The organism is Plantactinospora sp. B24E8, assembly GCF_039871735.1.
Lineage (GTDB): Bacteria > Actinomycetota > Actinomycetes > Mycobacteriales > Micromonosporaceae > Plantactinospora.
In genome coordinates this window covers 17,161-29,633 of the sequence record NZ_JBDPMH010000026.1, presented here as the reverse complement: position 1 = coordinate 29,633, position 12,473 = coordinate 17,161, and the positions used below count along the sequence as shown (strand labels likewise).

Below are 12,473 nucleotides of genomic sequence, written 5' to 3'. Positions count from 1 at the left end.
GTGTCAACCGGTCACTGCCGAAGGATCACTGGCCGGGCTGACCGGAGCCGCCCGGCAGCACCGGCAGGGAGTTGAGTCCCCGGATCAGTACGCTGGGCCGCCACACCAGCTGCTCGGGCGGGGTCGCGAGCCGCATCCCGGGGAACCGGCGGGCCAGCGCGGCGAACGCGACCTGCCCCTCCAACCGGGCCAACGGCGCGCCGAGGCAGTAGTGGATGCCGTGCCCGAACGCCAGGTTCGGGATGCTCGGCCGGTCCAGCACAAGCTGGTCCGGGTCCGGGAACCGGGCGGCGTCCCGGTTCGCCGACGACAGCGACACCACCACCGTGGCGCCGGCCGGGATCATCTGCCCACCGATCTCGACCGGCTCCAGCGCGGTACGGAACGTCGAACTCTGCACCGGCCCCTCGTAGCGCAGCAGCTCCTCGATCACCCCGGGCAGCAGCTCCGGCGCCGCCACCACCTGTGCCCAGCGCTCCGGCTCCGACAGCAGCACCAGCATGCCGTTGGCGATCAGGTTGGTGGTCGTCTCGTGCCCGGCGATCAACAGCAGGTAGACCATCGAGGTCAACTCGTCGTCGCTGAGCCGGTCACCCTCGTCCCGGACCGCCAGCAGGTCGGAGAGCATGTCGTTACCGGGCCGCTCCCGCTTCGCCGCCAGCAGCTCCCGGATGTAAGTGATCATGGACCGCACCGCGGCCGGCCACTCGGTCAGGTTCATCGGGCCGGCGAGGATCGCGGTGACCCAGCCCCGGAAGGCGGACTGGTCCTCCGGCGGGACGCCGAGCATCTCGCAGATCACCTGGATCGGCAGCGGTGCCGCGTACGCGTCGAGCAGGTCGACCTCGGCGGCGTCGCCGATGTTGTCCAGCAGCCGCTCGGCGATCTCCTCGATCCACGGCCGCATCGCCGCCACCTTGCGCGGTGCGAACGGGCCGGCGACCAGTCGGCGCAGCCGGGTGTGGTCCGGCGGGTCGCTGGCCAGCATGTGCCGGGTCAGTGCCTGCTCGACATCCTCGGAGACCAGCGTCCGGTACTCCACCCCGCCGGCTGGCGAAACACCCTTGCTCAGCCGTGGGTCGCTCAGTGCCCGCTGCGCGTCTTCGTACCGGGTGACCAGCCAGGCGTTCTTTCCGGTCGGCATGGTCATCTCGAGGACCGGACTGTCCCGGCGAAGCCCGCCCAGCACCTCGTGCAGGTCCCAGCCGGCGGTGAACGGATTGCTGACGGGTGCGGTCGTCACAGCTTCTCTCCCCGCTCTGGTGTCGGTGAGGATCCGGCTCCGGCGCCGCACGGGTCGCCGCGCCGGCCCGCGTCCATCCTTCCGACATCCGGTCGCCTTGTCGATGCCCAATTTGACGGTTCGCAACGACGTCGACTACCCAACGTGAGTTGACGTGATGCGTGGCCTGATGTCCGGGGCGTCGCCCCGGGTTGACCGAACCTGCGAGGATCGTGGGGTGGACACCGCTGTGCGCCGTACCAATTTGCGGAGCCTTGTCGGACTCGCGGCGGTCGCGTTGGCGCTGGTCGCCGCCGTACGCCTGGTCCCCTCGGACGAACCGACGACCCCGGCGCCGGCGTGGCAGCCACCCGACGGATTCGTCGCCGCGCAGACCGTGGACCTCGGTGACGGCCGTACGCTGCGACTCTGGACCGCGACGACCGGCTGGAGCGTCGAGAGCCTGGTCGAGGGTCGACACGCGGGCGCGGTCAGCGCCTGGGGCGGCGGCGACCAGTACACGGTCGCAGCGGTCCTCGACGGTTTCCTCGGCGACGTACCGGTGACCGGCGCCCACACCGTCTCCGTCCGGGTACCCGACGGCGCCGCCGTACCGGCCCGGGTGCACGACGGGAGGTTCCTCGTTCCCGGGTACGTCGCCGGGCCGACCGCACCGGCACTCCTGGTCACGCCGCTCGACGCCGCCGGTCGGGCGCTCGACGCCGAGACCTCCGTACCGATCGCCGGCCGTACCTGACGACGTCGAAATCGTAGCGGCGACGTGCCGTCGCGTACGAGGTTCCGGTGGCCGCTGCCCATTCCTTCAAGTTCACGGCCAACTAGAGCCGACTAGTGAGCACCCATGACGACCGCCACGCCATCAGCTGCTAACCCTCTGCGGGCCGCTGAAGCCACGTGCCCAGTTGCGGGCCGCTCGCAGGCTTGCAAGACAGGCCCCACGCGCAAGCTGCGCGCGAGACGCCCACGCCGGGGCGCGCTTCTAGCCGTGATCCGGATACCACGGAAGGCATCCAGATGTTCACGGTCAACGGCGCGTGCTGACCACAAGTCTGGCGAGCGCGCCGCATGGCGACGATCTTGGCTCGGCTTACGCCACCAGCTCCTCGCTGAGGGTCCATAAACGCGCGGCCGCCTCGGGGTCGCGGGCCAGGGAGCTCGGCTCGATCTGCTTGCCGCGAAAGAAGTAGCCTCCGGTGACCTCGGCCGCCTCTGGGGCGCTGGCCAGGTGGACCGGGGTGGCCGCGCCGGTCTGGACCGTACCCATGAAAGGCTTGGCGGCCGTGACGAGCAGCTTCGCGACGCCGCGGGCCTCACGGCCCAACTGGGTGCGGATGAGGCCCGGGTGCAGGCAGTTGGCGACCACGCCGGTGCCGGTCAGGCGCTTGGCCAACTCGGCTGTGAACAAGATGTTCGCCAGTTTCGACAGCGGGTAGCTCGGCTCGCCGCGGGCCAGTTCGTCCCAGGGAATCTGCTTGGCCGAGCGATGCACATTGGACGAGACCGTGATCACGCGGGCCGGCGCGCTGCCTACCAGCCGTTCCCGCAGCAGGCTGGTCAGCAGGAACGGCGCCAGATGGTTGACGGCGAACATGGTCTCGTAGCCGTCGACCGTGAACTGCTGCTTGAGCATGATCACACCAGCGTTGTTGTCAAGCACGTCGAGCCGGTCGTACTTCTCCAGCACCTCGGCGGCCAGCCGGCGCACTTCGGCCATGCTCGACATGTCGGCCGTCAGAAGCTCCACCTCGGCACCGGGCGTCCGATGCCGGATCTCCTTGACCGCCGCTCGCCCTCGCTCGACGTCGCGCCCGACGACGACCACGGTGGCCCCCAACTCGGCCAGCCGGGCCGCCGTCTCCCGGCCAATCCCGCTGGTCCCGCCGGTCACCAGACACACCTTGCCGAACATTGTGGTCATCGGCCCTCCCGGATGCACTTGCCGCAGCGCCATTCTCTCCACGGCGACGCCTCGGGTACCAGGGTTGGCTCGACGCCGTCAGCGGACGTGCCCAAGACCACGAGCACGACGAGCGCTCCCTCCGTCGAGCGAACGCGTGTGCCCCCGTACATCTGGCAAACGCCTGAAGACGTGCCAGCCCTCAGGTGAAGTGACCCCTATCGGCCGGACACCTCGATGTGTGTCAGGGACTCTCGGTGGATCTACTTGTAGGTCTCGTGGTTGACGCCCAACTCCCGGCCCACGTCACGGATCGTGCGACCAGAGTTCAACACCAGCGCCGCCGCTTGGCGACGGAACTCCTCGGGGTACTTGCTCTGTCGAGCCACAGCGATTTTTTTCCTCCTCGGCAGAGTGCCGAGCCAGGAGGTGTCCGGTCTCAGGGGATCACTTCATACCGATGGACCGCGCCGGTCTCCCCCCTGCCACACCGACAACTGGGCTGCGGTCACGGAAGTCAGCGACCGGGGCTGTCGTGCCCTACCTTTCGGGCTCCGATGGCGGCCTCCAACCGCAGGCCGGTCCCGACGAGGACGAGCAGCCAGGCCAGCGTGAATGGACGGTCGGTGGTCGTACCGAGGGTGAGGTCGAGATTGGCCGTCCCCGGCGGGACGGCCAGCTCCGCTACAACCACCGGACCGACCACAATGCGAGACGAGACAGACACACCGCGCGTCAACCCATCGAAAGTCGTATCCCTCTCATAAGGTGTCCGCCATGCCAAGCGCCGAACATGAGACCCCGGTCGCCCTGGCCAAGCTCGATCCGAGTCTGGTGGCCTGGTTGCTGACACACGTCTTCGACGTGAAGGTGCCCGACTACCACCACGCCCGGACGCACTCCACGGACGTACGGGTGCTGGTTCCGCGCACCTACCACGCGGACAGCATGCTGCTCTTCTGCGATCCGGCCGACCGGCCGCTGCTCGCGGTCGTCCTGGAGATCCAGCGCGGCTGGGACTCCGGGAAACGACGCACCTGGAAGCTCTACGTGGCCCAACTCGAGGCCGAGTTGGATGTCGACGCCGCGTTACTCGTCTACTGCCCTGATTCCCGGATTGCCGGGCGCTATCGCGACCTCTTCGAGTTCACCGGACTGAGTCTGACGCTGCGCCCGTTGATCTTCACTCCGGGCGACGTACCGCTGGTCGTGGATGTGGACCTGGCCCGGAGCAACCCGGCCCTGGCCGTGCTCTCGGCCATCTGCCACGGCAACGATGCCCAGGTGGAAGCCACCTTCCCAGCGCTGATGGAGGCACTTCGTGCGGTCAGTCCGAAGACGGCAATCTTGTATTATGACGTTGTGCTGGCCGGGCTGCCGACAGCGGCCCGGACTCGTTGGGAGGCTTTCATGACCACCACCGTGGGCCACGAATACCGCAGCGAACTGCTGCGTGAACTGGCCGCTCAGCACGAGGAGCTGGGCGAAGCCCGGGGCGAAGCCCGGGGCGAAGCCAGAGGTGAGGCCAGAGGTGAAGCCCGAGGCCAGGCAAAGGGTAAGGCCCTGGCGATCGTGACCGTACTTGAGGGGCGCGGCGTCGAGCTACCCACCGAAGCCCGCGAGCAGATCCTCACCTGCACCGACCTCACCCAACTCGACACCTGGCTACACCGGGCCATCACCGCCACCACCATCAACGACGTCCTCCAGGGATAGCCGACGGACCGGTCCCGGGGCTACCCGTACCGGGCGGCCAGGTCGACGGTGCGGCGGGCGGCGGCGACCATCGCCCGGTCGGCGAACCGGCCGTCCGGCAGCACCACCGTCCCGGAGTCCCGGGTCTGCGCCTCGGCGACCGCGTCCAGCAGCTCCCGGGCCCGGGACACCTCCGCCTCGGCCGGCCGGAACGCCTCGACGATCACCGGCAACTGCCGGGGATGGATGGCGGTCCGACCGAGAAAACCGAGCCGCCGCCCGTACGCGCACGACGCGGCGAGCCCGGTCAGGTCGGTGACGTTGGCATACACCGGCAGCATCGGCGGCGGCAGTCCGGCCGCCCGGGCCGCGACCACGATCCGGCCACGTACCCAGGTCAGGCCCTCCTCGACGGTCACCCCGAGATCGGAGCGCAGGTCGGCCTCGCCGAGCCCGAGCGCGGCCACCGCCGGGTCCGCGGCCGCGATCTCGTACGCCCGCTCGACGCCGACCGCCGACTCGACCAGCGGATACAGCGGTGCCGGCAGCCGCGCGGCGACCCGGCGGACCGCCTCGGCCGACTCCACCTTCGGCAGCCGCAGCCCGGCCAGCCCCGGTGCCCCGGCGACCGCGTCGAGGTCGGCGTCGACGTCCGGGCCGGTCAGCTCGTTGACCCGGACGTGCACCGGTACCGCGTGCACCGAGCCGACGAACTCGGCGACCGCGTCCCGGGCGTACGCCTTGCGGGCCGCCACCACCGCGTCCTCCAGGTCGAGGATGACCGCGTCGGCGCCGGAGTCGACCGCCTTGCCGAACCGGTCCGGCCGGTCGCCGGGCACGTAGAGCATGGTCAGCGTCATCAGATCGCCCCCTCCGCGCGGAGTGCGGTGATCTCCTCGGCGGTGAAGCCGAGCCCGGCCAGCAGCTCGTCGGTGTCCTGCCCGTGCCGCCGGCCGGTGTGCCGGATCCCGCCCGGGGTCGCCGACATCCGGAACGGCACGTTCTGCATCCGGACCGGGCCGAGGTCCGGGTCCGGCACCGAGACCACCGTGCCGAGTGCGGCGTACTGCGGGTCGGCCAGGATGTCCCGGACGTCGTAGATCGGCGCCACCGCCGCCTCGGCCTGCTCGAACGCGGCCACCACCTCGTCGCGGTCCCGGGCCGCGACCCAGGACCCGACGGCGGCGTCGAGCTCGTCGGCGTGCGCGGCCCGGCCGCTGCCGGTGCCGAACCACGGCTCGTCGACCAGGTCCGGCCGACCGACCAGCCGCATCACCCGTTCGGCGATGCTCTGCGCGCTGGTCGAGACCGCCACCCAGCGCCCGTCGGCACACCGGTACGTGTTCCGGGGCGCGTTGTTGTTCGACCGGTTTCCGAGCCGGGGCTGCAGGTAGCCGAGCTGGTCGTACCAGGTGATCTGCGGCCCGAGCATGGTCATGATCGGCTCGATGATCGCCAGGTCGACAACCTGCCCGGCCCCGGTGACGTCCCGGGACCGCAGCGCCAGCATCACCGCGTACGCGGTGGCGAGTGCGGTCACCGAGTCGGCGAGCCCGAACGGCGGCAGGGTCGGCGGGCCGTCGGGTTCACCGGTGGCGGCGGCGAAGCCGCTCATCGCCTCGGCGAGGGTGCCGAACCCGGGCCGCCGGGCGTACGGGCCGACCTGGCCGAAGCCGCTGATCCGGGCGATCACCAGCCGGGGGTTGACCGCGTGCAGCTCGGCCGGCCCGATCCCCCACCGTTCCAGGGTCCCGGGGCGGAAGTTCTCCACCAGGACGTCGGCGTCGGCGACCAGCCGGCGCAGCACCTCGGCGCCGGCCGGGGCGGAGAGGTTCGCGGTGACCGTCCGCTTGTTGCGGCCGAGCACCTTCCACCAGAGTCCGATCCCGTCCTTCGCCGGCCCGTGTCCCCGGGACGGGTCCGGCTTCGCCGGATGCTCGACCTTGACCACCTCGGCGCCGAAGTCGCCGAGGAAGGCGGTGGCGAGCGGGCCGGCGAAGAGGGTGGCCAGTTCGACCACCTTCACCCCGGCCAGTGCGGCGGGTGCCTGCCCGGCCAGCGCGGCGGGCCGGTCACCGTCGGACGCGGAGAACCCGGCGGTCATGCCGCGCCTCCGTCCGACAGGTCGACGGCGCAGCGGAAACCGATCGACGGCGACCGGGTGAGGCCGGCACCGAGCGACAACAGCTTGATCGACATCTCCGGTGGTTGCGGACCGCCGTCGAAGTACCAGTCCGAACCCTCGGCCCGGTACGCCGCACCGCCCTTGAGGATCACGAACCGGGTACGCCCGTCGGTGTGCTCGCTCTCGGTCAGGTTCCACACCAGCGGTTCGGCCCGGTGCAGCAGTCCCGCCTCGGCGGCGACCTGCCACTCGTCCTCGGTCGGCAGCCGCAGCCCGGCCCAGGCCGCGTACGCCCGGGCGTCCGCCAGCTCGACGTGGGTGGCCGGCGCGTCGGGGGCACCCCAACCGGCGCCGCCGTCGGCCCACGGCCAGCGTTCGGGGCGGACCGGCCGGTAGCCGGTGGCCCGGACGAAATCGGCGTACTCGGCGTTGGTCACCTCCCGCCCGGCGATCCCGAACCGTCCAAGATGGACGGTTCGGTGCAGGGTCACCGGCTGGTGCAGCCTCGGCGGCAGCGGCTTCCACTCGTCGACGTACGGCGCCTCGCCGTACAGGCCGGTCTCCCGGAGCCGGTACCGGACCAGCAGCTCCCGTCGCCCGCCGTCGACCGCCACCAGTCCGGCCGGTACGTCGCCCCGGCGAGGTCGGCCTGCCCCGGGCGCCGGCGCGGGGATCCGGACCGCTGCCCGGGCTGGGAAGTCCGGCGCCCCGGCCGGCGGCTCGTGACGCGGCACCGGCTGCCCGTCCAGGATCTCGGCCACCGCGGCGATCCCGCCCGGCGGCAGCGGGAAGCCCCGGACGGCGTACCGGCCGTCGGGGAGCCCTTCCTCGGTCAGCGGGGTGCCGGTGACCAGGTCGTGAAGCCGGTGGCCGGGCCGGGTCGCCGTCTTCTCCAGCCAGGTCTCCTGGGCCTGGTCACTCCGGTTCACGACCGTCCACAGCGCGGTGCCGTCGTGCACCCACCGGGAGGCGTACACCCCGTTGCCGGCGTGGTCGGCGAGCGGTGTCCAGTCCTCGGACCGCAACCACGCGGCGTGGCTGCCCTGCACCCGGCGCATCGCCCGCAGCATCGCCCGGTCCCGGTCGTTCCAGCCGACCCAGACTCCGAAGACGCTCTCCCAGACCAGCACCCCGACCCCGTTCAACCAGGCCGAGTGCAGCTCGTCCAGGTGGCTGCGGTGCCAGCGGCGGGTGTGGTGCAGCATGTGCCGGCGCTCGAACCACTTGGCCCGGAGCACCCCGGGCACGGACGAGTCGGCGAACCACTGCGCCCAGGACATCGCGTGGTCGGCGATCCGGGCCAACGGCACCCGCGACTCACCCTCCAGGACCAGGCCCGGACGGACCGAGTCGAGGGTTTTCCGCAGCTCACCGGCACCCTCCTTGAGGGTGTCCAGGAAGATCCCGTCCACTCCGAGCCAGCCGGCGAGCGCGGCCACCTCCTCGGCGTCCGGGCCCGGTTCGCGGCGGGTCCCGACGTCCCACGGGTTGTAGTCGACGAAGACCCGTACCCCGCGCGCCTGGAAGGTCCGGACCACCTCGGGCAGCTCCGGCACCTGACGGTAGTAGTCGAACTGGTTCCGCTCGTCGAGCCCGATCACCGGGTACGCGTGCCAGAGCACCACCCCGTCGAAGCCGCCGAAGTCCCGTTCCGCCGCCGCCAGGAAAGCGTCGACGGTGAAGATCCCCCGCTGGTGGTCGTAGAGCGTCTCGTCCCAGAGCCAGACCAGGCCGACACTGAAGTTGTCCCCGGCGACGGTGTCGTAGTGCCCGCCGTCGTAGGCCAGCCGACGCCGCGCCTCGGCCCGCCAGCGGGTGATCCGGTCCCGCCAGGCCGGCCAGTCCGCCGGGTCGTCCGGAGCGGCGAAAATCTTCGCCTCGTCCAGCACCGACAGGTCCGCCTCCGGCTCCAGCGGCACCGCCGTCGGCCGGTCGATCGGCCTCGGCACGTACGGGTTGAAGGTCACGCCGCCTCCTCGCTGCGTTGGTAGGACTGGGCGAAGAGTTCGTTGATCTCGTCCCGGGTGGGCAGCGCGGTCGAGGCGCCCGGCCGTCGGGCGCAGGCGGCTCCGGCGGCACAGGCCCAGCTCAGGGCCGACGTCACCGCCGCCGCGTCGACCGGGCCACCACGTTCGGCCCAGGCCACCGCCAGGGCACCGGTGAACGCGTCCCCGGCCGCCGTGGTGTCGACCGCCTCCACCGTCGGCGACGGCACCGACAGCCGCAGCCCGAACCGGTCCGCGTACCGCACGCCCCGGGCCCCGAGCGTGACCACCGCCCGGGGCACCAGCGCCAGCAGCGCGTCCAGCAAAGCGTCCAGTCCGCCGTCGGGACCGCCGGTGTCGTCGACACCGGCAATGACCGCCGCCTCCACCTGGTTGACCACCAGCAGGTCGACCACGTCGAGCAGCTCCGCCGGCAGCCGCCGGGCCGGCGCCGCGTTCAGTATCACGGTGACCCCGGCGGTACGCGCCCAGGCGGCCGCCTGGACCACCGCCTCGACTGGCACCTCGAGCTGGGCCAGGAGTACGTCCGCCGCCTCCACCACCGCCTGGTCCGGGTCGGCGAGGCTGGTCAGTTCGCCGTTGGCGCCGGGCGCCACCACGATCAGGTTCTCGGCACCGGCGTCGACCGCGATCAACGCCACCCCGGACGGCCCGGGCACACTACGCAGCCGCCGTACGTCCACTCCCGCGTCCGCGAGGCTGGCCCGCAACTGGTCGGCGAACCCGTCCTGGCCGACCGCCCCGACAAACGCACACCGGGCACCGGCCCGGGCGGCGGCGACCGCCTGGTTCGCCCCCTTGCCCCCGGGTACGGTGCTGAATCCGTTGCCCAGCACCGTCTCCCCCGGACGGGGCAGGGTCGGCGCGGTCACCACCAGGTCCAGGTTGGTACTGCCGACCACCACAACTCGGGCATCCATCACAGAATCTCCTCGCTGACCAGCCGACGGGTCCGGTCGGCCAGGTCGACAAAACCGATGCCGTCGAAACCGGCGATGCTGCTGTGCAGCCGCCCGCGCAGCGGACCGGTCCACTCGGCCGGCAGGTCGGCGGCCCCGGTCAGCGCACCGGTGATCGAGCCGACCGTGGCCCCGGTCGAGTCGGTGTCCCAGCCACCGCTGACCACCGCGCAGATCGACCGGACCAGGTCACCCCGGCCGTACGCCAGCGCGGCGGCGACCAGGGCCGCGTTGTTCCGGACGTGCACCCAGTGCAGGTGCCCGTGCCGGGCGTACAGCGCGTCGAGCACCGACTCCCAGTCGTCGTCGCCGGACGCCGCCGCGCCGAGCGCCCGGGCCTCCCGGACCGCGGTCGCGAACCGGCTGCGCGGCGGCAGCACCGACTCGCCCGCGTCGAGCACGGTCGCCACGTCGTCGGCGACCACGGCGGCGGAGGTCATCGCCGCCACCCAGAGTGCCCCGTACACCCCGGATCGGACGTGGCTGACCACCGCGTCCCGGTACGCCAGCTCCGCCGCCCGGTCCGGCCGGCCCGGGTTGACCCAGCCGTAGACGTCGGTACGGATCTGCGCGCCGATCCACTCCCGGAACGGGTTGTGCCGCCGGGCCGTCTCCGGCGGGGTCAGCCCGAGCAGCAGGTTCCGGTACGCCACCCGTTCGGCGGTGAAGACCCGACCGCCGGGCAGCCAGTCCAGCCACGCCTGGGCCACGTCCACGCTGCCGAACTCCGGCCCCCGGGTCTCCCGGATCCGCAGCGCCAGCAGGGCGAAGTTGAGGTCGTCGTCCTCCGGCATGCCGTTGATGTTCTCGGCGAGGCTGTTCACCGCGCTGCGCCGGTTCCACGGCCAGCGGGCCGCCACCTCGGCCGGCAGCCCGGCGGCGGTGAAGTAGCCGCGCAGCGGCCACCGCCCGGTCGCGGTGAGGATCTCCCGGATCCCCTGCCGGGGGATCTTCTCCACCGGCTTGCCGAGCAGGCAGCCGACCGCCCGGCCGAGCCAGCCGCCGTGCAGCCGGTCCGGGTCCGGCGGCCCGGTCGGCAGACCGGACTCCGCCGGCCAGGTCGCCCGGATGTCGGCGAGCGCCTGCGGCTCCGTTGCCGGATCCGGGTCCGGCAGGGCGTCGCACTCGTCGAGCAGTTCCGCCGCCAGTCTCCGCAGCTCCGGACCGGCCGCCACCGCCGACGCCCCGCTCACCGGCGGCACCGTCGACCCGCCGGCCGCCGCCCAGCGGGCGGCGACCGCCGAGACGTCCCGGCCCTCGTCGGCGCTGGCCGCCAGCTCGTGCGGCAGCAGGTCCTCCGGCTGTACCCAGGTCAGCCGCAGCGAAGCGGCAGCGGCCGGGGCCGCCGACAGCCCGGCCGGGCCCGGCGCCGCTGTCCCGGCCAGCTCCGCCGCCGTCCCGGTCCTGGTCCCGTTCATGCCAGCCCGGCGAAACGCTCGGCGCGTCGGTCGAACCGCTCCCGGTCCCGCGCGAAGATCTCCCTCGCCACCCCGGCGAGCTGACGGGCCGGCTCGACCAGATCGGTCCGGGACGCCTCGGCGACCACCTCGGACCACTCGGTCGGCACCGCCGCCGCGCCGCCGAGCGCCCCGGCGATCGCCCCGGCCATGGTGGCCGTCGAGTCCGCGTCCCGGCCGTAGTTGACCGCCCCGAGCACCGCCTTCCGCAGGTCGCCCCGGGCCACCACCAGCATGCCGAGGGCCACCGGCAGTTCCTCGATCGCGTGCAGCCGGCTTGGCCGCCGCGCTCCGAGCCCCGGGCTGCGGTACTCCTCCCCCACCGTGTCGTACGGTGCCATCGCGGCCCGCAGCGGGGGGATCGCGTCCCGCCAGTCGGCGTACCCCTCGGCCTGCCTGACCACGGCGGCGATCGCCGCCCGGGTGCCGTCCCGGGCCAGGTCGAGTACGGCGGTCAGCACGTCGTCGACCCCCGCCCCCGGGGCCATCGCGGCGGCGACCGCGGCGGCGAAGACCGCCGCCGCCTCCCGCCCGTAGCTGTGCTGGTGCGCGCCGGCGATCTCCACCGCCTCGGCGTACGCGGCGGCCGGGTCGCCGGCGTTCACCACCCCGACCGGGGCCATGTACATGGCGGCCCCACAGTTGACGATGTTGCCGACGCCGCCCTCCCTCGGGTCGACGTGCGCGTGGTGCAGGCGGGTGACCAGCCACCGCTCCGCCGCGGCGAGCCGGTGGAAGGTCACCCCCTCCCGCTCCAGGTCCGGGATGTAGACCACCCGCTCGATCAGGTCGGGTACCAGCAGCTCCGCCACGTCGTACGCGTCGAGGTGGTCCCGCTTGCGCAGGTACGCCCGGACCAGCGCGTGGGTCATCAACGTGTCGTCGGTGATGTGCCCGTCGCCCTTGTGGTACGGCGCCAGCGGTCGCGCGGTGGCCCAGTCGGCGTGGAACGGGGGCACGATCCCCTCCACCCAGCCGCCGTACCGGGCCCGGATCTGCTCGGGCAGCGCCGTTTCCGTGGCACCGCCGAGGGCATCGCCCACCGCGGCGCCGACCAGGCAGCCGACCGACTTGTCGAGCAAGAGTTCCAT

Annotated in this window: 11 protein-coding genes; 2 read left to right on the top strand and 9 right to left on the bottom strand. The window is 72.5% G+C overall.

Annotation, left to right across the window (positions count from 1 at the left end):
- Positions 1 to 25: 25 nt before the first annotated feature.
- Positions 26 to 1,243, bottom strand: coding sequence for a cytochrome P450 (locus ABGB21_RS27340; RefSeq protein WP_347654647.1), 1,218 nt, complete (start codon positions 1,241 to 1,243; stop codon positions 26 to 28).
- A gap of 217 nt (positions 1,244 to 1,460) precedes the next feature.
- On the opposite strand from ABGB21_RS27340, the gene ABGB21_RS27335 reads away from it, so the two are divergent.
- Positions 1,461 to 1,979, top strand: coding sequence for a hypothetical protein (locus ABGB21_RS27335; protein ID WP_347680201.1), 519 nt, complete (start codon positions 1,461 to 1,463; stop codon positions 1,977 to 1,979).
- Between the two features lie 351 nt (positions 1,980 to 2,330).
- On the opposite strand, the gene ABGB21_RS27330 is transcribed toward ABGB21_RS27335, so the two are convergent.
- Together ABGB21_RS27330 and ABGB21_RS27325 are read right to left on the bottom strand one after the other, a co-directional pair.
- A complete protein-coding gene (locus tag ABGB21_RS27330) occupies positions 2,331 to 3,161 on the bottom strand; it encodes an SDR family oxidoreductase (protein WP_347680199.1) in 831 nt (276 codons plus the stop codon).
- 242 nt (positions 3,162 to 3,403) lie between these two features.
- Entirely contained in the window at positions 3,404 to 3,529 is a 126-nt protein-coding gene (locus tag ABGB21_RS27325; RefSeq protein ID WP_347680197.1) for a transposase, read from the bottom strand.
- 388 nt (positions 3,530 to 3,917) lie between these two features.
- Here ABGB21_RS27325 and ABGB21_RS27320 point away from each other — a divergent pair, with 388 nt between their 5' ends.
- Entirely contained in the window at positions 3,918 to 4,856 is a 939-nt protein-coding gene (locus ABGB21_RS27320; RefSeq protein ID WP_347680195.1) for a hypothetical protein, read from the top strand.
- Between the two features lie 20 nt (positions 4,857 to 4,876).
- Here ABGB21_RS27320 and ABGB21_RS27315 read toward each other — a convergent pair whose 3' ends face one another.
- The 6 genes from ABGB21_RS27315 to ABGB21_RS27290 are packed head-to-tail and all read right to left on the bottom strand — an operon-like array spanning position 4,877 to position 12,473.
- Positions 4,877 to 5,695: a CoA ester lyase gene (locus ABGB21_RS27315; protein WP_347680193.1), complete on the bottom strand. Its 819-nt coding sequence runs from the start codon at positions 5,693 to 5,695 to the stop codon at positions 4,877 to 4,879.
- Positions 5,695 to 6,939 carry a CoA transferase gene (locus tag ABGB21_RS27310; protein ID WP_347654641.1) on the bottom strand — a complete coding sequence of 415 codons (1,245 nt, stop codon included), beginning with the start codon at positions 6,937 to 6,939 and terminating at the stop codon, positions 5,695 to 5,697. The genes ABGB21_RS27315 and ABGB21_RS27310 overlap by 1 nt, the downstream gene beginning before the upstream one ends.
- On the bottom strand, positions 6,936 to 8,927 hold the full coding sequence (locus ABGB21_RS27305; RefSeq protein ID WP_347680191.1) for an SUMF1/EgtB/PvdO family nonheme iron enzyme: 1,992 nt from the start codon (positions 8,925 to 8,927) through the stop codon (positions 6,936 to 6,938). Before ABGB21_RS27305 ends, ABGB21_RS27310 begins: the two co-directional genes overlap by 4 nt.
- Complete coding sequence (locus ABGB21_RS27300; RefSeq protein ID WP_347680189.1) at positions 8,924 to 9,889, bottom strand: ribokinase; 966 nt, start codon at positions 9,887 to 9,889, stop codon at positions 8,924 to 8,926. The genes ABGB21_RS27305 and ABGB21_RS27300 overlap by 4 nt, the downstream gene beginning before the upstream one ends.
- Positions 9,886 to 11,343, bottom strand: a complete 1,458-nt coding sequence (locus ABGB21_RS27295) for an ADP-ribosylglycohydrolase family protein (protein WP_347654638.1) — start codon at positions 11,341 to 11,343, stop codon at positions 9,886 to 9,888. Before ABGB21_RS27295 ends, ABGB21_RS27300 begins: the two co-directional genes overlap by 4 nt.
- Complete coding sequence (locus ABGB21_RS27290; RefSeq protein WP_347680187.1) at positions 11,340 to 12,473, bottom strand: ADP-ribosylglycohydrolase family protein; 1,134 nt, start codon at positions 12,471 to 12,473, stop codon at positions 11,340 to 11,342. Before ABGB21_RS27290 ends, ABGB21_RS27295 begins: the two co-directional genes overlap by 4 nt.

What these genes read in the sequence shown, in the direction of transcription:
- ABGB21_RS27295 (WP_347654638.1), bottom strand. Translation starts at nt 11,343, where the DNA reads ATGAACGGGACCAGGACCGGGACGGCGGCGGAGCTGGCCGGGACAGCG.
- ABGB21_RS27315 (WP_347680193.1), bottom strand. Translation starts at nt 5,695, where the DNA reads ATGACGCTGACCATGCTCTACGTGCCCGGCGACCGGCCGGACCGGTTC.
- ABGB21_RS27290 (WP_347680187.1), bottom strand. Translation starts at nt 12,473, where the DNA reads ATGGAACTCTTGCTCGACAAGTCGGTCGGCTGCCTGGTCGGCGCCGCG.
- ABGB21_RS27330 (WP_347680199.1), bottom strand. Translation starts at nt 3,161, where the DNA reads ATGACCACAATGTTCGGCAAGGTGTGTCTGGTGACCGGCGGGACCAGC.
- ABGB21_RS27320 (WP_347680195.1), top strand. Translation starts at nt 3,918, where the DNA reads ATGCCAAGCGCCGAACATGAGACCCCGGTCGCCCTGGCCAAGCTCGAT.
- ABGB21_RS27310 (WP_347654641.1), bottom strand. Translation starts at nt 6,939, where the DNA reads ATGACCGCCGGGTTCTCCGCGTCCGACGGTGACCGGCCCGCCGCGCTG.